The organism is Amycolatopsis lexingtonensis, from assembly GCF_014873755.1.
Classification (GTDB): domain Bacteria; phylum Actinomycetota; class Actinomycetes; order Mycobacteriales; family Pseudonocardiaceae; genus Amycolatopsis; species Amycolatopsis lexingtonensis.
On sequence record NZ_JADBEG010000001.1, the window covers coordinates 4,406,908 to 4,433,546 of the forward strand.

28 protein-coding genes are annotated in these 26,639 nt (G+C 71.2%); 3 read left to right on the forward strand and 25 right to left on the reverse strand.

Annotated elements, in window-relative coordinates; all coding sequences use genetic code 11:
- Window positions 1-10: 10 nt before the first annotated feature.
- The 14 genes from metK to pyrR all read right to left on the reverse strand — a co-directional run bounded on the left by metK (window position 11) and on the right by pyrR (window position 14,205).
- Window positions 11-1,213, reverse strand: a complete 1,203-nt coding sequence (gene metK, locus H4696_RS19455) for a methionine adenosyltransferase (RefSeq protein WP_169734812.1) — start codon at window positions 1,211-1,213, stop codon at window positions 11-13.
- Window positions 1,214-1,306: 93 nt separating this feature from the next.
- Window positions 1,307-2,527, reverse strand: coding sequence for a bifunctional phosphopantothenoylcysteine decarboxylase/phosphopantothenate--cysteine ligase CoaBC (gene coaBC / locus H4696_RS19460; protein ID WP_169734808.1), 1,221 nt, complete (start codon window positions 2,525-2,527; stop codon window positions 1,307-1,309).
- A complete protein-coding gene (gene rpoZ / locus H4696_RS19465) occupies window positions 2,520-2,789 on the reverse strand; it encodes a DNA-directed RNA polymerase subunit omega (protein ID WP_072480291.1) in 270 nt (89 codons plus the stop codon). The genes coaBC and rpoZ overlap by 8 nt, the downstream gene beginning before the upstream one ends.
- Entirely contained in the window at window positions 2,786-3,439 is a 654-nt protein-coding gene (gmk, locus tag H4696_RS19470; protein ID WP_143264918.1) for a guanylate kinase, read from the reverse strand. The genes rpoZ and gmk overlap by 4 nt, the downstream gene beginning before the upstream one ends.
- Window positions 3,436-3,753: an integration host factor, actinobacterial type gene (gene mihF / locus H4696_RS19475; RefSeq protein ID WP_003096398.1), complete on the reverse strand. Its 318-nt coding sequence runs from the start codon at window positions 3,751-3,753 to the stop codon at window positions 3,436-3,438. The genes gmk and mihF overlap by 4 nt, the downstream gene beginning before the upstream one ends.
- A gap of 107 nt (window positions 3,754-3,860) precedes the next feature.
- A complete protein-coding gene (gene pyrF, locus H4696_RS19480; protein WP_086856358.1) occupies window positions 3,861-4,709 on the reverse strand; it encodes an orotidine-5'-phosphate decarboxylase in 849 nt (282 codons plus the stop codon).
- The gene (gene carB / locus H4696_RS19485) at window positions 4,706-8,020 is read right to left on the reverse strand and encodes a carbamoyl-phosphate synthase large subunit (RefSeq protein WP_086856359.1); all 3,315 of its coding nucleotides are present in this window, start codon (window positions 8,018-8,020) and stop codon (window positions 4,706-4,708) included. Before carB ends, pyrF begins: the two co-directional genes overlap by 4 nt.
- Window positions 8,020-8,616, reverse strand: coding sequence for a DUF4276 family protein (locus tag H4696_RS19490; protein ID WP_086856360.1), 597 nt, complete (start codon window positions 8,614-8,616; stop codon window positions 8,020-8,022). The genes carB and H4696_RS19490 overlap by 1 nt, the downstream gene beginning before the upstream one ends.
- Window positions 8,613-9,785, reverse strand: coding sequence for an AAA family ATPase (locus tag H4696_RS19495; protein ID WP_086856361.1), 1,173 nt, complete (start codon window positions 9,783-9,785; stop codon window positions 8,613-8,615). The genes H4696_RS19490 and H4696_RS19495 overlap by 4 nt, the downstream gene beginning before the upstream one ends.
- Window positions 9,782-10,903: a glutamine-hydrolyzing carbamoyl-phosphate synthase small subunit gene (gene carA / locus H4696_RS19500; protein ID WP_086856362.1), complete on the reverse strand. Its 1,122-nt coding sequence runs from the start codon at window positions 10,901-10,903 to the stop codon at window positions 9,782-9,784. Before carA ends, H4696_RS19495 begins: the two co-directional genes overlap by 4 nt.
- Window positions 10,900-11,394, reverse strand: a complete 495-nt coding sequence (locus tag H4696_RS19505) for a PH-like domain-containing protein (RefSeq protein ID WP_086856363.1) — start codon at window positions 11,392-11,394, stop codon at window positions 10,900-10,902. Before H4696_RS19505 ends, carA begins: the two co-directional genes overlap by 4 nt.
- Window positions 11,394-12,680, reverse strand: a complete 1,287-nt coding sequence (locus H4696_RS19510; protein WP_086856364.1) for a dihydroorotase — start codon at window positions 12,678-12,680, stop codon at window positions 11,394-11,396. The genes H4696_RS19505 and H4696_RS19510 overlap by 1 nt, the downstream gene beginning before the upstream one ends.
- Window positions 12,677-13,609, reverse strand: a complete 933-nt coding sequence (locus H4696_RS19515; RefSeq protein WP_086856365.1) for an aspartate carbamoyltransferase catalytic subunit — start codon at window positions 13,607-13,609, stop codon at window positions 12,677-12,679. Before H4696_RS19515 ends, H4696_RS19510 begins: the two co-directional genes overlap by 4 nt.
- Complete coding sequence (pyrR, locus tag H4696_RS19520) at window positions 13,606-14,205, reverse strand: bifunctional pyr operon transcriptional regulator/uracil phosphoribosyltransferase PyrR (protein ID WP_086856366.1); 600 nt, start codon at window positions 14,203-14,205, stop codon at window positions 13,606-13,608. The genes H4696_RS19515 and pyrR overlap by 4 nt, the downstream gene beginning before the upstream one ends.
- 249 nt (window positions 14,206-14,454) lie before the next feature.
- Between pyrR and bldD the strand changes: the two genes are divergently transcribed.
- Window positions 14,455-14,943, forward strand: a complete 489-nt coding sequence (bldD, locus tag H4696_RS19525; protein WP_003096372.1) for a transcriptional regulator BldD — start codon at window positions 14,455-14,457, stop codon at window positions 14,941-14,943.
- Window positions 14,944-15,043: 100 nt separating this feature from the next.
- Here bldD and nusB read toward each other — a convergent pair whose 3' ends face one another.
- Genes nusB through H4696_RS19540 form a run of 3 tightly spaced genes read right to left on the reverse strand, consistent with a single transcriptional unit; the run spans window position 15,044 to window position 17,196 of the window.
- Entirely contained in the window at window positions 15,044-15,499 is a 456-nt protein-coding gene (gene nusB, locus H4696_RS19530) for a transcription antitermination factor NusB (protein WP_086856367.1), read from the reverse strand.
- A complete protein-coding gene (gene efp, locus H4696_RS19535; RefSeq protein WP_086856368.1) occupies window positions 15,499-16,062 on the reverse strand; it encodes an elongation factor P in 564 nt (187 codons plus the stop codon). The genes nusB and efp overlap by 1 nt, the downstream gene beginning before the upstream one ends.
- A 45-nt stretch (window positions 16,063-16,107) precedes the next feature.
- Window positions 16,108-17,196 carry a M24 family metallopeptidase gene (locus H4696_RS19540; protein ID WP_086856369.1) on the reverse strand — a complete coding sequence of 363 codons (1,089 nt, stop codon included), beginning with the start codon at window positions 17,194-17,196 and terminating at the stop codon, window positions 16,108-16,110.
- A 62-nt stretch (window positions 17,197-17,258) separates the two neighbouring features.
- Between H4696_RS19540 and H4696_RS19545 the strand changes: the two genes are divergently transcribed.
- Window positions 17,259-17,681 (forward strand): B-4DMT family transporter, encoded by a 423-nt coding sequence (locus H4696_RS19545; RefSeq protein ID WP_169734809.1) that lies wholly within the window; start codon window positions 17,259-17,261, stop codon window positions 17,679-17,681.
- 159 nt (window positions 17,682-17,840) lie between these two features.
- Here the strand turns inward: H4696_RS19545 and H4696_RS19550 are convergent, their stop codons facing one another.
- The 6 genes from H4696_RS19550 to aroC all read right to left on the reverse strand — a co-directional run bounded on the left by H4696_RS19550 (window position 17,841) and on the right by aroC (window position 23,717).
- Window positions 17,841-19,358: a glycoside hydrolase family protein gene (locus H4696_RS19550; protein ID WP_086856371.1), complete on the reverse strand. Its 1,518-nt coding sequence runs from the start codon at window positions 19,356-19,358 to the stop codon at window positions 17,841-17,843.
- A gap of 199 nt (window positions 19,359-19,557) precedes the next feature.
- Window positions 19,558-20,469: a GNAT family N-acetyltransferase gene (locus H4696_RS19555; RefSeq protein ID WP_086856372.1), complete on the reverse strand. Its 912-nt coding sequence runs from the start codon at window positions 20,467-20,469 to the stop codon at window positions 19,558-19,560.
- Complete coding sequence (aroQ, locus tag H4696_RS19560; RefSeq protein WP_086856373.1) at window positions 20,466-20,897, reverse strand: type II 3-dehydroquinate dehydratase; 432 nt, start codon at window positions 20,895-20,897, stop codon at window positions 20,466-20,468. The genes H4696_RS19555 and aroQ overlap by 4 nt, the downstream gene beginning before the upstream one ends.
- Window positions 20,894-22,003 carry a 3-dehydroquinate synthase gene (gene aroB, locus H4696_RS19565; RefSeq protein WP_086856374.1) on the reverse strand — a complete coding sequence of 370 codons (1,110 nt, stop codon included), beginning with the start codon at window positions 22,001-22,003 and terminating at the stop codon, window positions 20,894-20,896. The genes aroQ and aroB overlap by 4 nt, the downstream gene beginning before the upstream one ends.
- An 8-nt stretch (window positions 22,004-22,011) precedes the next feature.
- Window positions 22,012-22,533 carry a shikimate kinase gene (locus H4696_RS19570; RefSeq protein WP_192782417.1) on the reverse strand — a complete coding sequence of 174 codons (522 nt, stop codon included), beginning with the start codon at window positions 22,531-22,533 and terminating at the stop codon, window positions 22,012-22,014.
- Window positions 22,530-23,717, reverse strand: a complete 1,188-nt coding sequence (gene aroC, locus H4696_RS19575) for a chorismate synthase (protein ID WP_086856376.1) — start codon at window positions 23,715-23,717, stop codon at window positions 22,530-22,532. The genes H4696_RS19570 and aroC overlap by 4 nt, the downstream gene beginning before the upstream one ends.
- A gap of 274 nt (window positions 23,718-23,991) precedes the next feature.
- Here aroC and H4696_RS19580 point away from each other — a divergent pair, with 274 nt between their 5' ends.
- Window positions 23,992-25,386, forward strand: a complete 1,395-nt coding sequence (locus H4696_RS19580) for an IS4 family transposase (protein WP_086856377.1) — start codon at window positions 23,992-23,994, stop codon at window positions 25,384-25,386.
- 98 nt (window positions 25,387-25,484) lie between these two features.
- On the opposite strand, the gene H4696_RS19585 is transcribed toward H4696_RS19580, so the two are convergent.
- Together H4696_RS19585 and H4696_RS19590 are read right to left on the reverse strand one after the other, a co-directional pair.
- Window positions 25,485-26,126 (reverse strand): anti-sigma factor family protein, encoded by a 642-nt coding sequence (locus H4696_RS19585; protein WP_086856378.1) that lies wholly within the window; start codon window positions 26,124-26,126, stop codon window positions 25,485-25,487.
- Window positions 26,123-26,635, reverse strand: a complete 513-nt coding sequence (locus tag H4696_RS19590) for a sigma-70 family RNA polymerase sigma factor (protein ID WP_086856379.1) — start codon at window positions 26,633-26,635, stop codon at window positions 26,123-26,125. The genes H4696_RS19585 and H4696_RS19590 overlap by 4 nt, the downstream gene beginning before the upstream one ends.
- Window positions 26,636-26,639 lie beyond the last annotated feature (4 nt).

Genomic DNA, 26,639 nt, shown 5'->3' on the forward strand with positions numbered 1-26,639 from the left:
GGACTTCAGGTCAGGCGCCCGCGGCGGCCTTGAGGGCCTCGGCGCGGGCCGTGCTCTCCCAGGGGAGGTCCAGCTCGGGACGGCCGAAGTGGCCGTACGCCGCGGTCGGGGCGTAGATCGGGCGCAGCAGGTCGAGGTCGCGGATGATCGCCGCCGGCCGGAGGTCGAAGACCTCGGTGATGGCCTGCTGGATCTTCGACGGGTCGACCGTCTCGGTGCCGAACGTCTCGACGAACAGGCCGACCGGGGCCGCCTTGCCGATCGCGTACGCGACCTGCACCTCGGTCCGCTGGGCCAGGCCCGCGGCGACGACGTTCTTGGCCACCCAGCGCATCGCGTACGCGGCGGAGCGGTCGACCTTGGACGGGTCCTTGCCGGAGAACGCGCCGCCACCGTGGCGGGCCATGCCGCCGTAGGTGTCGACGATGATCTTGCGGCCGGTCAGGCCGGCGTCGCCCATCGGGCCGCCGATGACGAAGCGGCCGGTCGGGTTGACCAGCAGGCGCGCGCCGGAGGTGTCGATGCCCAGGCCCTCGAGCTCGGGGCCGACGACGTGCTCCTTGACGTCGACGCTGAGCATCTTCTCCAGGTCGATGCCGTCGGCGTGCTGCGACGACACGACGACCGTGTCGAGCCGGACCGGCTGGTCGCCGGCGTACTCGATGGTCACCTGGGTCTTGCCGTCCGGGCGCAGGTACGGCAGCACGCCGTCCTTGCGGACCGCGGTCAGGCGCTTGGAGAGCCGGTGGGCCAGCGCGATCGGCAGCGGCATCAGCTCGGGGGTGTCCGAGCAGGCGTAGCCGAACATCAGGCCCTGGTCGCCGGCGCCCTGGCGGTTGATCTCGTCCTCGTCCGACTCGACCCGCGACTCGTACGCGGTGTCCACGCCCTGGGCGATATCGGGCGACTGCGAGCCGATCGCGACGTTGACGCCGCAGGAGTTGCCGTCGAAGCCCTTGGCGGAGGAGTCGTAGCCGATCTTCAGGATGACGTCGCGGACGATCGTGGGGATGTCGGCGTAGGCCTCGGTCGTCACCTCGCCGGCCACGTGCACCTGGCCGGTGGTGATCAGGGTCTCGACCGCGACGCGGCTGCGCGGGTCCTTCGACAGGAGACCGTCGAGGATCGAGTCGCTGATGGCGTCGCAAATCTTGTCGGGGTGCCCTTCGGTCACCGACTCCGAGGTGAACAATCTGCTGCTAGACGCGGTCACGGTGGCCGTCACTTCCTCACCTAGACGTCGGATGCCCGGAAAGTTAGGCACCCCTTACCAGTGCAAGCGTACTGACTATCGCTCCAGGGACAGTCAACGCTTCATGAAGCTCACAACAGCGTCCCACACCATGGACGCCAGTTCCGCTTTCTGCACGAGAGGTAGGGGTTTTTCCGTGGAATCGGCCCCTAGGAGCCAGCCCGAATTGTCCTCGGTGCCGAACGCCTTGCCGTCCCCGACGGCGTTGACGACCAGCAGGTCCGCGCCTTTGCGCTTGAGCTTCGCGCGGGCGTGGTCGAGGACGCTGCCGTGCTCGTCGCCGGTTTCCGCGGCGAAGCCGACGACGACCTGCCCGGCTCGCCGGTTTCGCACCAGTTCGGCCAGGATGTCCGCGTTGCGGTCGAGGGTGATCACCGGGTCCGGCTGGTCGTCGGACTTCTTGATCTTGTGGTCGGCCCGGTTCGCCGGCCGGAAGTCGGCGACGGCGGCGGCCATCACGACGACGTCCGCGGACTGGGACGCGGCGTGCACGGCCTGCCGCAGCTCCTCGGCGGTCGACACGTGCTGCACGGTCGCGCCCGCCGGGTCCGGCAGGGCGACGGTGTGCGCGGTGACCAGGGTGACGTCGGCGCCGCGCTGGGCGGCGACGCGGGCCAGCGCGTAGCCCTGCTTGCCGGAGGAGCGGTTGCCCAGGTAGCGGACCGGGTCGAGCGGCTCGCGGGTCCCGCCGGCCGACACGACGACGCGGACGCCTTCGAGGTCGCGCGGGAGGGCGTCCGGGCGGGCCAGCAGCAGCTTGGCGAGGTCGACGATCTCGGCGGGGTTCGCCAGGCGGCCCTTGCCGGTGTCGACGCCGGTCAGCCGGCCGGAGTCCGGCTCGGTGACGATCACGCCGCGCGAGCGCAGCAGGGCGACGTTGTCGCGGGTCGCGGGGTGCTCCCACATCTCCGTGTGCATCGCCGGGAAGAAGGCGACCGGGCACCGGGCGGTGAGCAGGGTGTTCGTCAGCAGGTCGTCCGCGAGGCCGTGGGCGGCCTTGGCGAGCAGGTTCGCCGTGGCCGGGACGACCAGGACGAGGTCGGCTTCCTTGCCGACGCGGACGTGCTGCACCTCGGGCACCTCGGTGAACACGCCGGTGTGCACCGGGTGCCCCGAGAGAGCCTCGAAGGTCGCCGCGCCGACGAAGTTCAGCGCGGCTTCGGTGGGGACCACGCGGACGTCGTGACCGGATTCGGTCAGCCCGCGCAGCACCTCACAGGCCTTGTAGGCGGCGATGCCGCCGCCCACGCCCAGGACGACGCGGGGCTTACTCACCCTCGGTGTGCTCGAGCAGGCCGCCGTGGATCTCGCGCAGCGCGATCGAGAGCGGCTTCTCGCGCGGGCCCGGCTCGACGAGCGGGCCGACGTACTCCAGCAGGCCCTCGCCCAGCTGGGCGTAGTAGTCGTTGATCTGGCGGGCGCGCTTGGCCGAGTAGATCACCAGCGCGTACTTCGAGCTGACCTTCTCGAGCAGGTCGTCGATCGGGGGGTTGGTGATGCCCTCGAGCTCTTCGGTCAAGGCCACTTGGCTGGTCACTCGTGGTGCTCCGCATCTTCGGAAGACTGATCAGTAATCAAGTTTAGCAAGTGCTCGGCGGCCTCCCGCACGTCGGCGTTGACGACGCGGTGGTCGAACTCCCCCGCCGCCGCCAGCTCGCGCTCCGCTTCGGCCAGCCGGGCCTGCACGGCGGCCTCGCTTTCGGTGCCGCGCCCGGTGAGCCGGCCGACCAGTTCCTCCCAGGACGGCGGCATCAGCATCACCAGCCGGGCCTCCGGCATCGCCGCACGGACCTGGCGGGCGCCCTGCAGCTCGATCTCCAGGACGGCCGGGCGGCCCTCGGCGAGGGCCTTCTCGACCGGTTCGCGCGGGGTGCCGTAGCGGTTGCCCGCGAACTCGGCCCACTCCAGGAGCCTGCCGTCGGCGACCATGGCGTCGAACTCCGCCCGGTCGACGAAGTGGTAGTGCGCCCCGTCGATCTCACCGGGGCGTGCCGCACGCGTGGTCACCGAGACGCTGAACCAGACGTCGGGCTCCAGCTTCCGCAGCTCGCCCACCACGCTCGACTTCCCGACCCCCGAAGGCCCCGATACGACGGTGAGCCGGTGCCGGGGGAGGTCCCCCGTCACCGGCTCACTGCCGCGGTCGGCGCCCCGGTTCACCGGGTAGTCACGACCGGCGCCGTTCACTCGCCGCTGAACTCGGCCAGCAGCGCCTTGCGCTGCCGGTCGCCGAGGCCGCGGAGGCGACGGCTGGGGGCGATCTCCAGTCGTTCCATGGTCTGCTGCGCGCGGACCTTGCCGACGCCCGGAAGGGCCTCGAGCAGAGCCGAAACCTTCATCTTGCCGAGGACTTCGTTCTCCTCGGCCTGCTTCAGCACGTCGACCAGAGTGGTACCGCCCCGCTTCAGCCGCTCCTTCAGCTCAGCACGGATGCGGCGGGCGGCGGCGGCCTTCTCCAGCGCCGCAGCGCGCTGTTCCTCTGTCAGCTGGGGAAGTGCCACGTTTTCCTCCGGTAGTTCTCAAATCTGGGTGGGTGACGCGACGGTACCCACCCGTGAGCACCGGCCACAATGCGGGGGTGCCTGGTGGGGGCCCGTTCCGGGCCCTGCTATTGGCCGTTTTCCTGCGGGTCGGCCAGCACTTCGGCGACCCGTTCGACCGCTTGGCGCAAAGCCTGTTGCTCCGGACCGTGCTTCAGGATGTCGCGGGACGACGCGGGCAGCACGCCGGGCAGCGAAGGGCCGAAAAGGGCCTTCAAATCGGCCGCAGTGGCTCCCTGAGCCCCGAAACCGGGCGCCAGCACCGGTCCGTTCAGCCGCGAGAGATCGAGTTCCCCCGGCGAAATGGTGGCCCCGACGACGACACCCACATCGCCGAGCGGTTCCGCTCCGTCGTTGAGCGCCGCCGCCGAGTCGACGATCGCCTGCGCCACCGTGCGCCCGTCGGGCAGCTTCGCGTTCTGCACTTCGGCCGCTTCGGGGTTCGAAGTCCGGGCAAGCACGAAGATGCCGCGCCCCGCCGAGACCGCCGTGGCGGCGCACTGCTCCAGCGAGCCGAACCCGAGGTACGGCGAAACGGTGATGGCGTCGGCCGCGATCGCGGCGCCGTCGGCCACGTATGCCGCGGTGTACGCCGCCATCGTGGAGCCGATGTCGCCGCGCTTGACGTCCAGCAGCACCAGCGCGCCCGCCGCACGGGCGGTCTCCACCACCCGTTCCAGCACCCGGACACCGGCGGAGCCGAAACTTTCGAAGAACGCCGACTGCGGCTTCACGATCGCCGTGCGGGCCGCCAGCACCTCCGTGGCGGACAGCGCGAACCGTTCCAGGCCCGAAGCGTCCACCGGGAGCCCCCAGGCCTCGAGCAGGCCCGGGTGGGGGTCGATGCCGGCGCACAGCGGGCCGCGGGCCGCGACGGCCTTGGCCAGCCGCGCCCCGAACCGCTCCCCCGCCGTCACGACTTCGCCTTCAGCGCCGCCTGCAGCTCCTGCAGCGACTTGACCCCGATGTCGCCCCGGATGAGCGCCTCGATGCCGTGCACGGCCGCCGCGGCGCCCTGCACGGTCGTCACGCACGGGATGTCGCGCGACACCGCGGCGGTGCGGATTTCGTAGCCGTCGACGCGCGGACCGCTGTTGCCGTACGGGGTGTTGATCACCATGTCGACTTCGCCCGCGAGGATGACGTCCACGATGTTCGGCTCGGCTTCGGTCGAGCCCTCGTAGTGCTTGCGCACCACGGTGCACGCGACCCCGTTGCGCCGCAGCACTTCCGCGGTGCCGGACGTGGCGAGGATCTCGAACCCGAGGTCCGCCAGCCGCTTCACCGGGAACACCAGCGAGCGCTTGTCGCGGTTGGCGACCGAGACGAACACGCGCCCGGACGTCGGCAGCGAACCGTACGCGCCGCTCTGCGACTTGGCGAACGCCTTGCCGAAGGAGACGTCGACGCCCATCACCTCGCCGGTGGACTTCATCTCCGGGCCCAGCAGGGAATCCACGCCGTGGCCCTCGGGGGTGCGGAACCGGTGGAAGGGCAGCACGGCTTCCTTGACCGCGACCGGCGAATCGGCCGGCATCTGCCCGCCGTCGCCGTCGGCCGGGAGGACGCCGCTGTCGCGCAGGTCCTTGATCGTCGAGCCGGTCATGATCAGCGCGGCGGCCTTGGCGAGCGGCACCGCCGTCGCCTTGGACACGAACGGCACGGTGCGCGACGCGCGCGGGTTGGCCTCCAGGACGTACAGGACGTCGTCCTTGAGCGCGTACTGGACGTTCAGGAGCCCCCGGACGCCCACGCCCCGCGCGATCGCCTCGGTGGAGCGGCGGACGGCCTGCAGGTCGGTGTGCCCGAGCGTGATCGGCGGCAGCGCGCACGAGGAGTCACCGGAGTGGATCCCGGCTTCCTCGATGTGCTCCATGACGCCGCCGAGGTAGAGCTCCTCGCCGTCGAACAGCGCGTCGACGTCGATTTCGATGGCGTCGTCGAGGAAGCGGTCGACGAGCACCGGGTGCTCGGGGGTGACCTCGGTGGCGCGGTGGATGTAGCCGGCCAGGGTTTCCTCGTCGTAGACGATCTCCATGCCGCGCCCGCCGAGCACGTACGACGGGCGGACGAGCACCGGGTAGCCGATCTCGTCGGCGATCCGCTTGGCGCCCTCGAAGGACGTCGCCGTGCCGTAGCGCGGCGCGGGCAGGCCGGCGTCGGTGAGCACCTCGCCGAACGCGCCGCGGTCCTCGGCCAGGTGGATGGCCTCCGGCGGCGTCCCGACCACCGGGACACCGGCGTCGGCGAGCTTCTTCGCCAGCCCCAGCGGGGTCTGCCCGCCGAGCTGGACGATGACGCCGGCGACCGTGCCGGACGCCTGCTCGGCGTGCACGACCTCGAGGACGTCCTCGAAGGACAGCGGCTCGAAGTACAGCCGGTCCGAGGTGTCGTAGTCGGTGGACACGGTTTCCGGGTTGCAGTTGACCATGACGGCCTCGAAACCCGCCTCCCGCAACGCGATCGCCGCGTGCACGCAGGAGTAGTCGAACTCGATGCCCTGGCCGATGCGGTTCGGGCCGGAGCCGAGGATGAGCACCTTCGGCTTGTCGGACTGGACGGCCACTTCGGACTGCGCGTCGGGGTCGGACTCGTAAGCCGAGTAGTGGTACGGCGTCTTGGCCGCGAACTCGGCCGCGCAGGTGTCGACGGTCTTGAACACCGGCCGCACGCCGAGGCGGTGGCGCAGCGCGCGGACGCCGTCCTCGCCCGCCAGTTCCGGCCGCAGCGCGGCGATCTGGCGGTCGGAAAGGCCCGTGCGCTTGGCGCGGCGCAGCAGGTCGCCGTCCAGGACCGGCGCGTCGCGGACTTCGGCGCCCACTTCGCCGATGAGCGCGATCTGGTCGATGAACCACGGGTCGATGCCGGAGGCTTCGTGCACCTGCTCGACGGTGCCGCCGAGCCGCAGCGCGCGTTCCACTTCGTACAGCCGGCCTTCGTGCGGCGTGCGCAGCGCGTCCAAAGTGGACTCCAGCGTCGCGCCCTCGGGGTCGGGCAGCGTCCAGAACCCGGTCGCCTTGGTCTCGATCGACCGCATCACCTTGCCGAGCGCCTCGGGGAAGCTGCGGCCGAACGACATCGCCTCGCCGACGCTCTTCATCGTCGTGGTCAGCGTCGGGTCCGCGCCCGGGAACTTCTCGAAGGCGAACCGCGGCATCTTCACGACGACGTAGTCCAGCGCGGGCTCGAACGACGCCGGCGTCTCGCCGGTGATGTCGTTCTGGATCTCGTCGAGGGTGTAGCCGATGGCGAGCTTCGCGGCGATCTTGGCGATCGGGAAGCCGGTCGCCTTCGACGCCAGCGCAGAAGACCGCGACACCCGCGGGTTCATCTCGATGACGACCATCCGGCCGTCACGCGGGTTGATCGCGAACTGGATGTTGCAGCCGCCGGTGTCGACGCCGACCTCGCGCAGCACGGCGATGCCGACGTCGCGCATCACCTGGTACTCGCGGTCGGTGAGCGTCATGGTCGGCGCCACGGTGACGGAGTCGCCGGTGTGCACGCCCATCGCGTCGACGTTCTCGATCGAGCAGACGACCACGACGTTGTCGCTCTTGTCGCGCATCAGCTCGAGCTCGTACTCCTTCCAGCCGAGCACGCTCTCCTCGATGAGCACCTCGGTGACCGGAGATTCGGTGAGCCCGGTCGACGCGAGCCGCTCCAGGTCCTCGGGCGTGTGCGCCATGCCGGACCCGAGCCCGCCCATGGTGAAGCTCGGCCGGATCACGACCGGGAGCCCGAGTTCCTTGACGGTGTCGCGGACCTCGTCCATGTCGTGGCAGACGCGGGAGCGCGGGACCTCGGCGCCGATGGTGCGCACGATGTCCTTGAACTTCTGCCGGTCCTCACCGCGCTGGATCGCGTCGATGTCGGCGCCGATCAGCTCGACGCCGTACTTGTCGAGCACGCCGCGCTCGTGCAGGGCGACGGCGCAGTTGAGCGCCGTCTGCCCGCCGAGAGTGGCGAGGATCGCGTCGGGGCGTTCCTCGGCGATGACCTTCTCGACGAAGTCCGGCGTGACCGGCTCGATGTAGGTGGCGTCGGCGAACTCGGGGTCGGTCATGATGGTGGCCGGGTTCGAGTTCACGAGTGACACGCGCAGGCCTTCGCTGCGCAGCACCCGGCAGGCCTGGGTACCGGAGTAGTCGAACTCCGCGGCCTGCCCGATCACGATCGGCCCGGAGCCGATCACCAGCACGTGCTGGATGTCCGTCCTCTTCGGCATCAGTTTCCTTCTTTCACCAGGCGCCGCAGACCGTCGCGGAAGACCTGGAAGCTTTTGGATCGGTTGTTCTCGATGTCCATGTGGGGCGCGATCGCTTCGGCCGCTGCCACCTTCGGCAGGCGATCCCGGAGGTATCCCTTGGATCGCAGAAGATCCTCCAGAGCGCGTGACGCCTTACCGGTGTCGTCGGGATCGCGGTAGCGTGCCTGTTTGCCCAGGTCCTTCGGCACTCTGTCGTATGCCGCGCACAGGGCAGGGACATCACCGAGAAACCAGGACTCCAGCTCATCGATCACCACGCGGTGCAGGACGAACTCAGACGGAAGTCCCGCCTCCTCGCCCACCTCGACCAGGTGGCGCTTGAGCTCCCGGCAGTCTTCGGCGTCCCGGTCGACGAGCACGACGACCCGAAGCGCTTCCCAGGAAATCCGGGCCGCGAACCCCCGCAGAATTCCGGGCAACCGCTTGAGCAGGTCCTGTTTGCCCTGAAAGCGCCGGACGGTGCAGGACACGTCCTCACCGACGATCTTCGGAACCAGCGTCTTCAACGCTGCTTCCGCCGATTGCTCTTCCACCAGGATCTCGACGTGGATCACCGGGGCCGCCCCGACCCGTCGAGAGGATCACCGAGGCCGAAGAACCCCTCGGTCCAGAGACTTCCCAACAGGCCTCCGCTGTCGACCATGGCCATCAGCTGAGGGATGTCCGCCGCTCGCCTGGCCCGGGCGAAGCCGAACTCGTCACGGAACAGCATCCAAACCTCGTCGGGGTGCAGAGCGTCGACGAACTCGGGGGCGTGCGTGGCGATCATGACCTGACCAGTCGCCTCCGCGCGCCGCGCATCTTCGGCGAGCCGGTAGTGCAGTTTCGGGTGGACCTGCTTCTCCGGCTCCTCGACCAGCAGCACCGAAGTGTCGGACAGGAGCGAGACCAAATAGCCGAGCAGTTGCAGCGTTCCGTCGGAGATGTTCTCCGGGGCGATGAGGTCTTTCTTGCCGTGCTCGCGCAGCCGAACGATCCAGGCGCCGTTACCCTGCTGGAACGGTTCGATGTCGTCGAAGCCCGGGACATACCGCCGCAGCGAGGCCCGGATATTCTCCCAGTCCCGGGGATACCCGTCGCGGAGGCGCTGGACCAAAACTCCCACGTTGCGGCCGTCCGGCTTGAGCATGAACGTCCTGTCGTCCTTCGCGCCGTTGCGCATCGCGTCGAGATTCAGGTCCGACAAGCCGATCTCGGCGATGAACCGGTGGAACTCACCGACTTCAGCCGTGTTGGCGAGCTGGCTGACCACACTCACGCCCAGCAGGTCCGGGGTAGCCAGCGAAAGCTGCGCCCCGATAGCACCGATCCCGGTGATCGCTCCGACCCCACGCCGAAGATCCAGGGTCTCGGATGGTGCCTCAGCACCCTCCCGCCACCAGACCAGCTTCTCCTCGGCCACGACCAACTCGTCGTTGTCGTGCTCGATGACGAGCCGGTACTCGCCCACCGCACCTCCGACACGGCAGGTCACCTCGATCTCGACCGGCCCGGCTGCGCCGTGGGTGACGATGTCGGCAGCACCTCCGCGCCGGTCCCAAGCCGAACGCAGCCCGACCCGGAACGACTCGGCGAGGAAGTCCAGCGCGTCGAAGACCGTGGACTTCCCGCTCCCGTTCGGCCCGAGCAGCGCCGTCACCGGCGTCAGCCCGTCCAGCTCGACGTCCCGGAGCACCCGGAAGTTCCGGATCCGGAGCCGCTCGATGCCGGTCGTCAGACTCACGACCGCTTCTCCATGAGCGAAACGAAATCGTCGAACAGGGGGGCCGCGTCGTGCGGGCCGGCCGCGGCTTCGGGGTGGTACTGGACCGAGAACGCCGGGACGTCGAACGCCCGCAGGCCCTCGACCGCGCCGTCGTTCGCGCAGTAGTGGCTGACCTGAGCCGCGCCGAAGGGCGACTCGAAGCGCTGCCCGGGCTCGCCTTCGAGGGCGAAGCCGTGGTTCTGCGCGGTGATCGCGACCTGCTTGGTCGCGACGTCGATCACCGGGATGTTGATGCCGCGGTGGCCGTAGCGCATCTTGTACGTCGACAGGCCGAGCGCGCGGCCCAGGACCTGGTTGCCGAAGCAGATGCCGAACAGCGGGATCTCGCGGCCGAGGACCTGCTTGGTCAGCTCGGTGGCGTGCGTCGTCGTGGCCGGGTCGCCCGGGCCGTTCGAGAGGAACACGCCGTCCGGCTCGACCGCCAGCAGCTCGTCCAGCGTCGACGTCGAGGGCAGGACGTGCACCTCGATGCCGCGCTTGACCATCTGGCGCGGGGTGTTGGACTTGATGCCCAGGTCCAGCGCGACGACCCGGAAGCGCGTCTCGCCCTCGGCCGGGACGACGTACGGCTTGGGCGTGGTGACCTGGCCGGCCAGGTCGGCGCCCTCCATCTTCGGGCTGGCCAGCACCTCGGCGACCATGTCGTCGACGGTGCCCAGTGCGTCACCGGAGAAGACCCCGGCGCGCATCGCGCCGAGCTCGCGCAGGTGGCGGGTCAGCGAGCGGGTGTCGACCTCGGCGATGCCGACGATGCCCTGGCGCACCAGTTCCTCGTCCAGCGTGCGCTTGGAGCGCCAGTTGGACGGCGTGCGCGCGGGGTCGCGCACCACGTAGCCGTTGACCCAGATCCTCGAGGACTCGTCGTCCTCGTCGTTCCAGCCGGTGTTGCCGATCTGCGGCGCGGTCTGCACCACGATCTGCCCGTGGTAGGACGGGTCGGTCAGCGTTTCCTGGTAGCCGGTCATGCCGGTGCAGAACACCGCCTCGCCGAGGGTTCGCCCCTGCGCGCCGTAGGCAGCGCCGCGGAACACCCGGCCGTCTTCGAGTACCAGTGCGGCCTGAGCGCGCGCGTTCACTGGGCACCTCCCTTGATCTTGAGCTGTTCGATCCACTGTGGATAGTCGTCGAGGTCGTCGCCCCGGAAGCCGGTGTCGAGGTCGGCGTCGCCGAGCCGCCAGGTGAGCACCAGCAGCGCGTCCGTGCCCATCACCTTCCCGGCGATCTTCGAGTCGCGCCGGACACCGGCGACCGCGTCGCGCGGGATCCAGAAGTCCGGCGCCCCGCCACGCTCGACGGCGACGCCGCCGTCGTGGAGCCGCCAAGAAGCCGAAGTCCGCAGCCCCGCGCCGCGGGTGACGACCCGGTTCTGCCACTCCCCCGCGAACGTCGTGGCGACGTAGACGCCGGTGGACTCCAGCAGGACGGCACCCGGCTCCGAGGGGATGGCGGGGAACGGCGGCACCTGGGCGCTCTGCGAGCGGGACTTGCGGCGCCAGCCGACGTACATGCCCCACAGGCAGAGCAGGAAGAAGGCGACGATCGCCAGCACCAGCCAGAAGCGCTCCATCAGCAGACCTTCCCGTCCCGCGCGGTGAGCCGCCCGCGCAGCAGGGTCGCGGTCACCACACCGGGGAGCCGCATTCCCTCGTACGGGGTGTTGGCGGCGATACTGGCGAGTTCCGCGCCCCGGACCGTCCACTCGGCGTCCGGGTCGACCAGGGTCAGGTTCGCCGGCTCGCCCGCCTCGATCGGCCGGCCCTGGTCGGCCAGGTTCCCGATCTCGGCGGGGCGCTCGCTCATGACGCGGGCGACGCCGCGCCAGTCGAGCAGGCCGGTGCGAACCATGGTCTCGGCCACGATGGACAGCGCCGTCTGCAGGCCGAGCATGCCCGGCCGGGCCGCGCTCCACTCGGTGTCCTTGTCCTGCACCGCGTGCGGCGCGTGATCCGTGGCGACGCAGTCGATGACGCCCTCGGCCAGCGCCGCGCGCAGCTTCTCGGCGTCGGATTCCGTGCGCAGCGGCGGGTTCACCTTGTTGACCGGGTCGTAGGTGGCCAGGCGTTCGTCGGTGAGCAGCAGGTGGTGCGGGGTGACCTCGGCCGACACCTTGGTGCCGCGGTCCTTGGCCCAGCGCAGCACGTCCGCCGTGCCCGACGTCGAGACGTGGCAGACGTGCAGCCGCGCGTTCGCGTGCAGTGCCAGGAGGCAGTCGCGGGCCACGATGGACTCTTCCGCGGCGGCCGGCCAGCCGGTGTAGCCGAGCCGGGCCGCGCGCTCGCCCTCGTGCGCCTGGGCGCCGACGGTCAGCCGCGGCTCCTCGGCGTGCTGCGCGATGACGACGTCCAGCGCGGTCGAGTACTCCAGCGCGCGGCGCATCAGCAGCGGGTCGGCGACGCAGAGGCCGTCGTCGGAGAACACCTTGACCCGCGCCTGCGAGTTCGCCATGGTGCCCAGCTCGGCGAGCTTCTCGCCCTTGAGCCCGACGGTGACCGCGCCGACCGGGTGGACGTCGACCAGGCCGACCTCCTGACCGCGCCGCCACACGTGGTCGACGATCACGGCGTTGTCGGCGACCGGGTCGGTGTTGGCCATGGCGAACACGGCGGTGTAGCCGCCGAGCGCCGCCGCGGCCGAGCCGGTGTCGATGGTCTCGGTGTCTTCGCGGCCGGGTTCGCGCAGGTGCGTGTGCAGGTCGACGAAGCCGGGCAGCAGCACTTGGCCGCCCGCTTCGATGATTTCGGCGTCCTCGGGAACGGCCACGGCGCCGATCGCGGTGATCACGCCGTCCTCGATCAGGACGTCGACCGGGTCACCCTCGCCGTACGGGCGGGCGCCCTTGATCACGGTGGTCACGCGGCGGCTCCTTCACTGGCCAAGAGGTGGTAGAGGACCGCCATGCGCACGTGGACGCCGTTGCGGACCTGTTCGGTGATGGCCGAAGCCGGGGAGTCGGCGACCGCGCTCGCGATCTCCATCCCGCGCAGCATCGGGCCGGGGTGCAGCACGACCGCGTGGTCCGGCAGCAGCTTCTGCCGCTTTTCCGAGAGGCCGTAAGCGATCGAGTACTCGCGCGCGCTCGGGAAGAACCCGCCGTGCATCCGTTCGGCTTGGACCCGCAGCATCATCACCGCGTCGACCGCGGGCAGCTCGGCGTCCAGGTCGTGCGAAACGGTCACCGGAAGGCTTTCGACACCGTAAGGCAGCAACGTCGGCGGCGCGACGAGCACCACCTCCGCGCCGAGCGCCGAGAGCAGGTGGATGTTCGAGCGCGCGACCCGGCTGTGCAGGACGTCCCCGACGATCGCGATGCGACGGTCCTTCAGGGACCCCAGCCGCTCCCGCAGCGTGGCCGCGTCGAGCAGCGCCTGCGTCGGGTGCTCGTGGGTGCCGTCGCCGGCGTTGACCACCGACGTGCCCGGCTCGGCGAGCCACTCCGAGAGCCGCTGGGCGGCGCCGCTGGCGGGGTGCCGGACGATCACGCAGTCGGCGCCCGCGGCGGCCAGCGTCAACGCCGTGTCGCGCAGCGATTCGCCCTTGTTGACCGAGGAGCTGGACGCGGAGACGTTGATCACGTCGGCGCTCATCCACTTCCCGGCGATCTCGAACGAGACCCGCGTGCGCGTCGAGTTCTCGTAGAACAGGGTGATCACCGTGCGGCCGCGCAGCGTCGGCAGCTTCTTGACCTCGCGGCCGAGCAGCGTGTGCTTGAGCTCGTCGGCGGTGTCGAGCACGGCCGTGGCGACCGCCGGGTCCAGGCCGTCGGTGGCGAGCAGGTGCTTCACGAGTCCTCTCCAGCAGCTTCGGAAGGGCGCAGCAGGACCGCGTCGCGGCCGTCGATCTCGGCCAGCAGGACGGACACGCCCTCGGTGCGCGCGGTCGGCACGTTCTTGCCCACGTAGTCGGCGCGGATCGGCAGCTCGCGGTGGCCGCGGTCGACCAGGACGGCCAGCTGCACCGCGCGGGGGCGGCCGTGATCACGGAGGGCATCGAGCGCGGCCCGGATCGTGCGGCCGGAGAAGAGCACGTCGTCGACCAGGATCACCACCCGGTCGTCGATGCCGTCGGCGGGCAGCTGCGTCTGTTCGAGCGCGCGCGGCGGGCGGCGGCGGAGGTCGTCCCGGTAGAGGGTGACGTCGAGGGCGCCGGTCGGCGGGCGGACCCCGGAGAACTCGCCGATCTTGTCGGCCAGCCGGACGGCGAGCGGGGTGCCGCGGGACGGGATCCCGAGCAACACGGGCGGCGTAGTGCTCTCCGCACCGTTCGCGGTCTTTTCGATGACCTGATGGGCCATTCGGGCGATCGTGCGCGCGACATCGCCGGCCGTCAGGAGCTCGCGCTCCCCGGCCGAACCAGCCGCGCCACGCGGACGTGACGACACTTCGGACTCCTTCCCCGCCTCACCGGACGGGTCCTTAAAGGACGTCTGTTCCCCTGCTGGTCGGGGCTTTCGCACCGACAGTAGCAGGCACTTTGCTCAGTCTTACGGGTGGTGTGGCGTGATTCGCGGCAAGCTTCTGCTTGACCTGGTGACAACAATGCGTAACCATTACTCTGAGTATTCGACTCAGCGAGTCCCCTGGACCGGTCACCCCGACCGGTCGGGGGGTGAAGAACGGAGAACGACCAGATGGGCGATTACGCCAAGGCGCTCGGGGCCAAGCTCCGCGGGATCCGCCAGCAGCAGGGCCTGTCCCTGCACGGGGTCGAGCAGAAGTCCGGTGGGCGCTGGAAGGCCGTCGTCGTCGGCTCGTACGAGCGTGGCGACCGTGCCGTCACCGTGCAGAAGCTGGCCGAGCTGGCCGACTTCTACGGTGTACCGGTGGTCGAGCTGCTGCCCGAGGGCCGGGTCCCCTCCGGTGCCGAGCCCGCCACCAAGATCGTGATCAACCTCGAGCGCCTGCAGCAGCTGCCGGCCGAAAAGGTGGGCCCGCTGGCCCGCTACGCGGCGACGATCCAGAGCCAGCGCGGCGACTACAACGGCAAGGTGCTCTCGATCCGCACCGAGGACCTGCGGTCGCTGGCGATCATCTACGACATGACGCCGGGCGAGCTGACCGAGCAGCTCATCGACTGGGGTGTCCTGCCGCCGGAGGCACGTCCCTCCAAGGAAGACTGATCGCACGATGTACTGCACCGACGCAGTGAGCGTTTCCAACGGGGCACTTGGAGACGCTCACTGAGCCGTCGGGGGGCTTGCAGTACGGGAGAACAGCGACTCAGAGCACCGCGCGGAGGCGGTCGGCGATCGTGCCGATCCGGCCCAGCACGCCGTTCACGAACCGCGGCGAATCGTCCGTGGACAGTTCCTTCGCCAGGCCGACGGCCTCGTCGATCGCGACCGGGTCCGGCACGTCCTCGGCCCAGAGCAGCTCGTAGACACCGACCCGCAGCACCGCGAGGTCGACCTTCGGCATCCGCTCCAGGGTCCAGCCCTGTGCGTGCTCGGCCAGCAGCTCGTCGATCTGCGGTTTCCGGCCCGTGACGCCCTCGACCAGGCTGATCGTGTAGTCCGCGATCGGGTCGACCTCGGTCGCGCCGACCCGGTCGGCCAGCAGCGTCACCGCGTCGGTGTCGCGCTGCGCGGCCTCGTAGAGCATTTCCACCGCGCGACGGCGCGCCTGCCTGCGGCTGATCGCGCCGCCGCGGTTCGGGTGGGGTTTCGAAGTCGGCATCAGCTGGAGACGCGGCCCAGGTAACGGCCGTCGCGGGTGTCGACCTTGATCTTCTCGCCGGTGGACAGGAAGAGCGGGACCTGGATCTCCGCGCCGGTCTCCAGCGTCGCCGGCTTGGTGCCGCCGGTCGAGCGGTCGCCCTGCAGGCCCGGGTCGGTGTGCTGGATGACGATCTCGACCGACGTCGGGAGCTCCACGTACAGCGGCTCGTTCTCGTGCACCGCGACCTGGACCTCGGTGTTCTCGAGCATGTAGTTGGCGTTGTCGCCGACGACCTCGGCCGGGACCGTGATCTGGTCGTAGGTGTCGCCGTCCATGAACACGAAGTCGGCGCCGTCCTTGTACAGGTACGTCATGTTCCGGCGGTCCACCGTGGCCGTCTCGACCTTCGTGCCCGCGTTGAACGTCTTGTCGACCACCTTGCCGGTGAGCACGTGCTTGAGCGTCGTGCGCACGAAGGCGCCGCCCTTGCCCGGCTTGACGTGCTGGAACGCGGTGACGGTCCACAGCTGGCCCTCGAGGTTGAGGACGAGCCCGTTCTTCAGGTCGTTGGTCGTGGCCACGAGCTTGCAGTCTCCTGTGTCGAATCTTCGGGTTCGGGGCCGCTGTCAGACGACCACGAGGTTCTTGGTGCTCAGGGTGAGGAGTTCGGGCTCCCCAGCCCGCACGACGAGCGTGTCCTCGATGCGCACGCCACCGCGCCCCGCGAGGTACACGCCGGGCTCGACGGTGACCGCCATACCGGCGGACAGTGTACCGACGCCCGTCGCGGCGAAGCTGGGCGCCTCGTGGATCTGCAGGCCGACGCCGTGGCCGAGACCGTGGGCGAAGTGCTCGCCGTGCCCCGCGTCGGCGATCACCTTCCGCGCCGCGGCGTCCACTTCGGACACCTCGGCGCCCGGGACGACGGCGGCGACCCCGGCCGCCTGGGCGGCGTGCACGAGGTCGTAGACCTCCCGCTGCCAGTCCGCGGGTTCGCCGAGGACGAAGGTGCGGGTCATGTCCGAGTGGTAGCCGTCGACGGTGGCGCCGAAGTCCATCTTGACGAAGTCGCCGCGCTTGAGCTCGGCGTGCGTCGGCTGGTGGTGCGGGATGGCCGAGTGCGCGCCGGCGGCGATGATGGAGGCGAAGCTGAGCGCCTCCGAGCCGTGCGCCAGCATCCGGTTCTCCAGGTCACGGGCGATTTCCAGCTCGGTCCGCCCGGGCCGGAGGCCGCCGGCGGCGACCAGGTCGTCCAGTGCCCGGTCGGCGGCGGCGCACGCCTGGCGCAGCGCCTCGATCTCGGCCTCGTCCTTGACCACCCGCAGCCGCTCGACCAGGCCGGGGGTCCGCGTGAGCGCCACCCGCTGCCGGAGCGCTTCGTACTCCTCGACGCTCATGTGCTGGCTCTCGAACCCGACCCGCGAATAGGTCTTGGGGTCCTTCTCGGCCTTCGCGACGAGGGCGGCGGCGCTGGCCCGGTCGACGACGGTCTCGAGGTCGGGCACCTCCCGGGCCGCCTGCGTGGTGTAGCGGCCGTCGGTGCAGAAGAGGGTCTGCCCGTCCCCGCCCGCGTGCAGCAGCACTGCCGCGTTCGACCCGGTGAACCCGGTCAGGTAGCGGATGTTCAGCAGATCGGTGATCAGCAGCGCGTCCACACCGGCTCCGGTCAGGAGCCCACGCAGCGCGGCACGACGTCGTCCATGGGTTTCGGGCACGCGCCCAGCCTAGTGCGCGCCAGCCAAGCGACTCGCCGGTAACCTGGCCTACACTCCGCAGGATGAGCGCTTGGGTGATCCGCGGACTGGGGATGGCGGTGCTCCACGGCGTCGCGCTGACGCTGGTGGCGAAGTACGCCGTGTACCACCCGACGGACCAGACCCTGGTGGTGTCGCTGACCCTGGCGGTCCTGGTCGGCGCGGCGGCGCTGTGGAGCGCGCTGGACGGCTGGCGGGACGTGCCGGACCGCGGCCGCGCGTGGTTCATCGCGGCGCTCGTCACGGGGGTCGTGTCGGGGATCCTGTACGTGATCGGGCGCGCGGTGTTCGTCGACCAGACGGGCGTGTCGGAGCTCGGTGGCGCGCTGACCGGCGGTGCGGCGTTCTCGGCGCTGCTGGTGCTGATCCCGGCCGGGCTCGGGTTGTTCGTCGGCGGGCGGATCGGGCGTTCCCGGCCGCCGGGCGAAGACGGCGTGGGCACCTAGTGTCGCGCGTCCGATGTTCGTCGACAGCCGCCCGGCGTGCGCCCCAATGTGGCGTTGGTTGCGTCTGACGCACCGAACGCCACATTGGGTGCGCTGGACGCACCGAACGCCACATTGGGGCGCTCGTCCCCAGCGTCAACCAACTTTCGACGCGTGACACTAGCCGACCAGGGAGCGGCCCTTCGGGTAGCCGTCCCACTGGGCGACCGTGATCGCGCGGGCCGTCGAGCCGTTGTTGCCCGGGATCCCGCCGTCGGGGACCCGCCAGCGCTTCTTGTCGTCCAGCACGAACGCGAACCCCTTGCCCGGCGCCTGCACCGCCTCCGCGCCCGAGCGCAGCCGCGCCGCCAGTGGCAGGGCCGTCACCGCCGCCGGTGCCTTGTCCAGGACCTCGCCGGCCAGCGCCACCGCCACGGCGCGGCGGTCCACCCGGACCCGCACGCCCGCGCGGACCAGGTCCATCGTCCGCTCCGGCGAGGGCATCGTGACGCCGTCGAAGGTCGCCGCCGTCCGGCCGGGGTTGCCGCACGCCTGGCTGCCCAGCAGGTCGAGCCCGAAGTGGCGCAGGTCGGTCGGGGCGTTCGCGCCGCCGATCGCGCTCGCGCGCACGACGTCGAACGGCACCCGGTCGCACGGGTCGGCCGACGACAGCGGCGCGTGGCCGTCCGCCCGGCGCACCAGGCCCGGCCCTTCCTTCCACGGGCCGGGGATCAGCACCGGCTGGAAGGGGTTTTCGGTGAAGTCCGGCGTCCAGAAGGTGAGGGTCGTGCCGCCGTCGGTCTCGTGGGCGACGACGAACGCGTCCAGCGCGCCGACCCACATCAGGTCCGCGCTGAACCCGTCGACGATCGACCGGCCGCGCGGCGCCGACGTCGAGGTCACCGGCACGAACCCGCCGACGTCCAGCGCCTGCACCCCGGAGCCGAACGCCGGGTCGGCCGAGCGCAGCACGAACTGCCCGGCCCCGTTCCAGCCCGCGGCGCGGCCGGTGGTGTCGGTGAACATCAGGTAGAACCAGCCGTCGAGGTAGACCACCGACGGCTGGCCGGCACCGTAGACGTTCGCGCGGTGCACGTCGTGCGACGGCCCGAGGATCGGCTTCCCGCCCGCCGCGCGGGTCCAGTGCACGCCGTCGGGGCTGGTCGCGAGCCCGATGGCGTTGCCGAGCGCGTGGTCGCCCGCCGCGCCGGTGTAGTACAGGTAGTACGTGCTGCCGACGCGCAGCACGGACGGGTCACAGGTGTGCATGCCGTCGAACTGCCCGGGCGCGCCGGAGAAGACGGCCGCCGGGATCCCGCCGCCGGGCCCGGTGAACGGGCCGTCCATCGACTGCGCCTGCGCGTAGAGGATGTCGTCGCCGGCCGGCCCGGCCCCGCCGTACTGGCTGCACCACCACATCCGCGTCTGCCCGCGGTCGAGCATCACGGTGGGCCCGTAGTTGTAGACGGCGTCCGCGCCCCCGGCGGCGATCACGCCGCCGCTCTGCCGCGGCTCACCGGAAGCGAGCTTGACGTCGGCCGGGCGCGGCGCGGTTTCGCCGCCCGCGATGGCGGGCTGCTCCCCGGCGGCCTGCGGCTGGGCGTACCCCTCGGTGCAGCCCGCGACGAGCAGCCCGGCCAGGACACTGGCGAGGAAGGCACGAGCGGGTCGCCGACCCCCACGACGAAACGGGTGCACGACATCGGAGTGTAGCGAGAGCGACCCTGTCCGAGTGACGGCGCTCCCGGTCGACGGTCCCTCGATCGCGCAAGGCTTCCCGCGGCACGGACTCAGGTGATCGAGACCCGGCTACCGGGTGTCACCCTCAGCGGTGGCGGCAGCCCGGGGAGTGTCTTGAATGAGTCATTCAGGACCTCCGAAGACCTGAATGACTCATTCAAGACGTCGCGGGCGGCGGGCCTTCCAGGGCGACCAGCTCCACCTCGAAGCCCGCCTCGTTCTCGAGGTAGGCCGCGTAGTGCGCGCTTCCGCCCGCGTACGGGTACCGGTCCGCGAACAACGGCCGCCACCCGTGCTCCGCGGCCCGAGCCGCCAGGTCGTCGACCTCCGCGCGGGTGGCCACGTGCAGGGCCAGGTGGTTGAGGCCCGGCCGGGTGCGCTCGTGGTCCGTCGCGCTCACCGCCGGTGAGGCCTCCACCACCAGGTACGTGCCGCCGAGCCGCCAGCTGACGCCCGCGGGCCAGCGCTGGAACTCCCGCCAGCCCAGCTCGCCCAGCAGCCAGCCCCAGCTCCGCTCCGCCGCGGCCAGGTCCGGGACCCACAGCTCGAGGTGGTGCGGCCGCCCGTGCGCGGTGGGAAGTGCGACCAGCACGCGGTGCAGGTCGCCGTAGTGGACGCCGGTGCCGACGTCGAGGAAACCCAGCCGGGCGGCCACTTTGCGGCTCGCCGCGTTGTTTTCGTGCACCAGCGCCCAGATCGCCGGGAGGCCCAGCGTGCCGAAGCCGTGGTCCAGCACCGCACGGGCGGCTTCGGTCGCGAGGCCCTGCCCGGCGTGCGCGCTCGCCACGTAGTAGCCCAGCTCCGGCACCCCGCCGGGCAGTTCCCACGACGGGCGGAGGTGCGCGACGCCGATCACCTCGCCGTCGCGCTCGATCACCCAGTGGCCCTGGCCGGGCGGGCCGCGAAAAGCGAGGCGGCGGTCGACCATCGCGCTCGCCGCCGCCGGGTCCGAGAAGTCCGCCGCGAAGTACCGGCTCATCTCCGGGTCGGCGAAGACCTTCACGACGGCTTCGCGGTCGGCCTCGGTCAGCGGCCGCAGCGTCAAGCGCGGAGTGGCCGGCAGCGTCATCCCGGGTGCGCGGCGAGCCAGCGCAGGGCGAGCGGGTAACCGTCGACGCCGAGGCCCGCGATCACCGCCGTCGCGATGTCCGAAAGCACGCTGTGGTGCCGGAAGGCCTCGCGCTTGTGCACGTTCGAGATGTGCAGCTCGATCAGCGGCGCGGACAGCTGCGCGGCGGCGTCGCGCACCGCGATCGAGTAGTGCGTCCACGCCCCGGCGTTGAGAACCACCGGGTTGCCCCCGTCGGCGGCTTCGTGCAGCCAGCCGACCATCTCACCTTCGTGGTCGGTCTGCCGGACCTCGACCTCGATGCCCAGCTCCTCCCCCGTCTTGACGCACAGCGCCGCGAGGTCGTCGTGGGTGGTCGAGCCGTAGACCGACGGCTCCCGCTTGCCGAGCCGCCCGAGGTTGGGGCCGTTGAACACGAACGCCTTCACAGCAGCACGCTCCCGCCGCTCGCCGGGGCGTCCGCCGCGATCGCCGAGTACGCGGCCGCCAGCAGCGACGGGTCCGGGCCCTCGAGCCGGCCGGGCTTCGCGAGCCCGTCCAGTACCACGAACCGCAGCACGCCGGACCGGGTCTTCTTGTCGCCCTTCATCGTCTCCAGCAGCTGGGCGAGCGCGTCGGCGTCGTACGTCGTCGGCAGGCCGAGCAGCTTGAGCACCGACGCGTGGCGCTCGGCCGTCGCGTCGTCGAGGCGCCCGGCCAGGCGCGCCAGCTCGGCGGCGAACACCAGCCCGACGCTGACCGCGGCGCCGTGGCGCCACCGGTACCGCTCGCGGCGCTCGATGGCGTGCCCGAGGGTGTGGCCGTAGTTGAGGATCTCCCGCAGGTCGGACTCGCGCAGGTCCGCGGCGACGACGTCGGCCTTGACCTGGATCGAGCGGCGGACCAGCTCGGCCAGCACGTCGCCGGTCGGGTCGAGCGCGGCGGCCGGGTCGGCCTCGATCAGCTCGAGGATCCGCGGGTCGGCGATGAAGCCGGTCTTCACGACTTCGGCCATGCCGGCGACGAGCTCGTTGCGCGGGAGCGTCTCCAGCGTCGCGAGGTCGACGAACACCGCGCTCGGCTCGTGGAACACCCCGACGAGGTTCTTGCCGGCCTCGGTGTTGATGCCGGTCTTGCCGCCGACCGCCGCGTCGACCATGCCGAGCAGCGTGGTCGGCACGTTGACCAGCCGGACCCCGCGCATCCACGTCCCGGCGACGAACCCGGCGAGGTCGGTGACGGCGCCGCCGCCGAGGCCGACGACGACCCCGCGGCGGTCCAGCCCGATCCGGCCGAGCACCTCCCAGCAGAAGCTCGCGACGGTCAGCGCCTTGCCGTCCTCGGCGTCCGGGATCTCGACGCGGTGCGCGTCCAGGCCCGCCGCGTTCAGCTCGTCGCGGATGGCCTCGGCCGTGGCGGTCAGCGTGGGCGGGTGGATCAGCGCGATCTTCGAGGCGTCGGCCAGCTGCGTGGTGAGGTCGCCGAGCAGGCCGCGCCCGACCACGACGTCGTACGGGTGGGCGGTGGCGACGGGGATGCGCACCGGATCGGACACGGGGTGATTCACTCCTTGGCTTCGGCGGGGGCGAGCCGCGCGGCGAGGTCCGCGACGATCTCGGCCGGGGTCCGCTCGTCGGTGACGACCTCGACGGTGGCGACCTCGCGGTAGACGGGCACGCGTTCGTCGAGCAGTTTCTTGAACGTGGCGCGGGGGTTCACCCCGGCCAGCAGCGGTCGTGCGCTCGACAGGCCGGTGCGCTGCACGCCGGCGGCGAGGCCGACGTTGAGGAACACGACGGTGTGCTCGGCCAGCCGGGCGCGGGTGCCAGGGGTGAGCGGCGCGCCGCCGCCGAGCGACAGCACGCCGTCGTGCTCCGCGAGCGCGGTGGCGACCGCTTCTTCTTCGAGCGCGCGGAAAGCGGGTTCGCCGTCGTCCGCGAAGATGTCGGCGATGCTGCGCCCGGTGCGCGCGACGATGTCGTCGTCACTGTCCCGGAACGTGACGCCGAGCGCGGCCGCCAGCAGCGGGCCGACCGTGCTCTTGCCCGAGCCGGGCGGGCCGACGACCACCGCGCGAGGGCTCACCAGCGCTCCTCGAGGGCCTTGAGGTACGCCTCGGCGTTGCGCTTGCCCTCGACGAGCGAGTCGCCGCCGAACTTCTCCAGCGCGGCGTCCGCGAGGACCAGCGCCACCACGGACTCCAGCACGACACCCGCGCGCGGCACGGCGCAGACGTCCGAGCGCTGGTGGATCGCGACCGCGGGCTCGCCCGTCTTGACGTCCACTGTGGACAGTGCTTTGGGGACGGTCGAGATCGGCTTCATCGCGACGCGCACGCGCAGCGGCTCGCCGTTGGTGATGCCGCCTTCGAGGCCGCCCGCGCGGTTGGACCGGCGGGTGACGCCGACCGGGCCGGTGCCGCGGTCGATCTCGTCGTGCGCCTGGCTGCCCCAGCGGCGTGCGGTGGTGAAGCCGTCACCGACCTCGACGCCCTTCATGGCCTGGACGCCCATCAGCGCGCCGGCGAGCCGCGCGTCGAGCCGGCGGTCCCAGTGGACGTGGGAGCCGAGGCCCGGTGGGAGGCCGTAGGCGAGGACCTCGATCACGCCGCCGACGGTGTCGCCCGCCTTCCGCACGGCGTCGACCTCGGCGACCATCGCGTCGGTGCCCTCCTGGCTGAAGGCGCGCACCGGGCTCTCGTCGATGGCGGCCAGGTCGGCCGCGACCGGCAGCGGGCCCTCGGGGGCGTCCGCGCCGCCGATCGAGACGACGTGGCTGAGGATCTCGACCCCGAGCAGCTGCTTCAGGTAGTTGCGCGCCACGGTGCCGAGCGCGGTCCGCGACGCCGTTTCGCGCGCGCTCGCGCGCTCCAGGACGGGACGGGCCTCGTCGAAGCCGTACTTCTGCATGCCGGGCAGGTCCGCGTGGCCCGGGCGGGGCCGGGTGAGCGGTTCGTTGCGCGCGAGCCCTTCGAGCACCTGCGGGTCGACCGGGTCGGCCGCCATGACCTGCTCCCACTTCGGCCACTCGGCGTTCTCGATCTGCACCGCGACCGGGCCACCCTGGGTGAGGCCGTGGCGCACGCCGCCGAGGAACTCGATGTGGTCGGTCTCGAAGCCCATCCGCGGGCTGCGGCCGAACCCGAGGCGGCGGCGGGCCAGCTGCTCGGTGACGTCGGCGGTGGTGACGGCGACCCCGGCGGGCATCCCTTCGAGCACGGCGGCCAGCGCGGGTCCGTGCGATTCACCTGCGGTGATCCAGCGCAACATGGGCTCAATCCTGTCACGGCGGCAAGCCGGCCCGGGACGTGCCTCCGGTCATACCCGCCCGGGCCGGGACCCTGGCCAGGGTCCCGGCAAAGTCGCGGCGGCGGCTTCGCCGGCGTCTTGAATGAGTCATTCAGGTCTTCGGAGGTCCTGAATGACTCATTCAAGCAAGGCCGGGTAGTTAAGGCTTGCGGTGTGGTGTCAACCCCCTGACATAAGGCAACGGAGCTTCCGCTAGAACATCGTCGACCAAGATCAACGTTCGGCGGGAGCTCCGTTGTCCGCGCAGTCTGTCACAACCCGGATCACCCACACCGCGAGCGGGGTCTTCGCCCCCGGCCACCTCGGTGAACTCACCCAGATCGTGCCCTTCGACATGGTCGATGCGGTCCTGGCCGAAACCGCACCCGCCGCGCAGCGGCGGGTGCGGTTGTTACCGGCCCGGGTGACGGTTTACTTCCTGCTCGCAATGGGCTTTTTCCCCGAACGCGGCTACCACGGGGTGTTCTCGGCCCTGATCGCCGGCCTGGGCGGGCAGGGCCTGCGGACACCGACACCCTCGGCGTTGCGCCAAGCCCGCTCCCGGGTCGGCCCGGGCCCGCTGGCCGCGTTGTTCACCCTGCTGGCCGGACCTGTGGCCTGGTCCCGCACCCCCGGCGCCTGCTGGCGGGGCCTGCGGCTGGCCGCGATCGACGGAACACAGGTCGCCATCCCCGACAGCGACCCCAACCGGGCCTGGACCGACAAGACCCGCACCGCATCCCACCCAGCCGCCGGGTATCCGCTGCTGCGGCTGGTCACGCTGGTCGAATGCGGCACCCGCGCCCTGATCGCAGCGGTGTTCGGCAGCCCCGCCGAGGGCGAACTGGCCTACGCAGCCCGGCTCACCGACCGGCTGCGCCGGGGAATGGTGCTGCTGGCCGACCGCAACTTCGATGCCGCCCCCTTCATCGCCGACACCGCCAAAACCGGCGCAGACCTGCTGATCCGGCTCAAAGGCAACCGACGCCCACCACTGCTGGGCCAGCACACCGACGGATCAATCCGTTCGGTTATCGGCGGGATCGAAGTCCGGATCATCGAAGCTCTGATCACCGTCACCGGCGCCGCCGGGTCCCGCCGCAGCGAGCACTACCGGCTGGTCACCACCCTGCTCGACCCCCAACGCTATCCCGCTGCGGACCTGATCGAGCTCTACCATCAGCGCTGGGAGATCGAATCGGCTTACCTCGCGCTCAAACACACCCTCATCCGCGGGCGGGTCCTGCGTTCGCAGACCCCGGCCGGAGCCGAGCAGGAACTCTGGGCGTTGCTGGTCACCTATCAGATCCTGCGGATCGCGATGACCGACGCCACCAGCTCCCGCCCCGGCCTCGCCCCCGACCGGGCCGGGTTCAGCGTCGCCCTGCACGCCGCCCGCGACCAGATCATCACCGCCCGGTCGGTGATCGCCGGCACCCGCATCGACCTGATCGGCACCATCGGCGCCCAGGTCCTGTCCAGCCTGCTCCCCGCCCGACGGGCACGCACCTGCCCCCGGACCGTCAAACGACCCCTGTCCAAATACGCCTACAACAAACCCGGCCAGCCCCGCGCCTGCCTCAAGATCACGATCGAGACAACCATCACCAACGCCGCAACAAGCCCCTTGACACGACCCGCCCCGCCCTAACTACCCGGCCTTGCTCATTCAAGACATCGCAAGCCGGGGCGCGCGGGGGAGCGGGTGGCTCATCCGGGACCCCCTGCGGCCCGGATGAGCCACCGCCCTCACAGCGTCAGCCGCAGCAGGGGCCGCCCGCTGCCCCCGCGCACCTCGAGCGCCGCCAGGTCCGCGCGCCGCAGCGCCGTCCCGATCACGATGCGGGCCGTGTTGTCCGGGACCGCCTTCCACGTCGCCAGCTGCGTCTCGGTGCCGGTTCGGGAGATCGCCACCAGCACGTAGTCCCCGCCGCTGCGGCCGCCGGTGTAGCTGCACGACATGTCGACCTGCGTGCCCCACTCGAACGCGTCCAGGCGGGCGTCGGCGCGGACCGGGAACTGGCCGAGCGACGTCATCGCGATCGACGGCGGCGGGGCCGGCGCGGGCCACGACGCCACCACCGCCAGCGCCACGCACGCCGACACCGCCAGCGCCGCCGAGACCGACGTCACCGCCAGCCGGACGCGGCGGCCGCGGCGGACCCGCCCGAGGATCGAAGGCAGCAGGTCCGGCGGGGGCGGCCCGGGGTCGGGCACGGCCGCCGGGGCGTCGACCCTGGCCAGCAGGCCCGGCAGCCCGGCCAGCTCGCGGACCGAAGCCGCACAGCGGTCGCACGTGCGCAGGTGCTCCTCGAAGCGCTGGCGGTCCTCGGGAGACAGCGCTCCCAGCACGTAAGCGGCGTCGAACGTCGCGAACGGGTCTTCGCTCACTGGGTCACCCCCCTCTCCTCGAGCACCAGCCGCAGGGCGCGCAGCGCGTAGTGCGTGCGCGACTTGACCGTCCCTTCGGCCACGCCCAGCCGCAGCGCCGCGTCCGCAACGGAATAGCCCTGGAAGTAACACAGCACCAGGACCTCGCGGTGCCGGTCGGACAACTCGGCCAGCGCCTCCGCCACCAGCCAGCCCTGGACCGCGCGGTCGGTCCCGTCGCCGACGGCGCGTTCCGGCGGCTCGTCGGTCACCACCTCCGACCGGGCCGACGCCGAGCGCCAGCCGTCGATCGCGATGCGCCGCGCCACCGTGAACAGCCACGCCCGCGCCGAGCCCTGCGACTGGTCCAGCACCGCCGTCGAGCGCCAGGCACGCAGCAGCGTCTCCTGGACGACGTCTTCGGCGCGGATCCGGTCGCCGGAGGTCAGGTGGAGCGCGTACGACCAGAGCGCGGCCGCGTGCTCCTCGTGCAGCGCGCGCATCAAGGCCTCTTCGGCGACTTCTCCCACGGGC

What these genes read in the sequence shown, in the direction of transcription:
- nusB (WP_086856367.1), bottom strand. Translation starts at nt 15,499, where the DNA reads ATGCCGACTTCGAAACCCCACCCGAACCGCGGCGGCGCGATCAGCCGC.
- carB (WP_086856359.1), bottom strand. Translation starts at nt 8,020, where the DNA reads ATGCCGAAGAGGACGGACATCCAGCACGTGCTGGTGATCGGCTCCGGG.
- aroC (WP_086856376.1), bottom strand. Translation starts at nt 23,717, where the DNA reads ATGTTGCGCTGGATCACCGCAGGTGAATCGCACGGACCCGCGCTGGCC.
- H4696_RS19555 (WP_086856372.1), bottom strand. Translation starts at nt 20,469, where the DNA reads ATGACGCTGCCGGCCACTCCGCGCTTGACGCTGCGGCCGCTGACCGAG.
- H4696_RS19505 (WP_086856363.1), bottom strand. Translation starts at nt 11,394, where the DNA reads ATGGAGCGCTTCTGGCTGGTGCTGGCGATCGTCGCCTTCTTCCTGCTC.
- bldD (WP_003096372.1), top strand. Translation starts at nt 14,455, where the DNA reads ATGGGCGATTACGCCAAGGCGCTCGGGGCCAAGCTCCGCGGGATCCGC.
- H4696_RS19545 (WP_169734809.1), top strand. Translation starts at nt 17,259, where the DNA reads ATGAGCGCTTGGGTGATCCGCGGACTGGGGATGGCGGTGCTCCACGGC.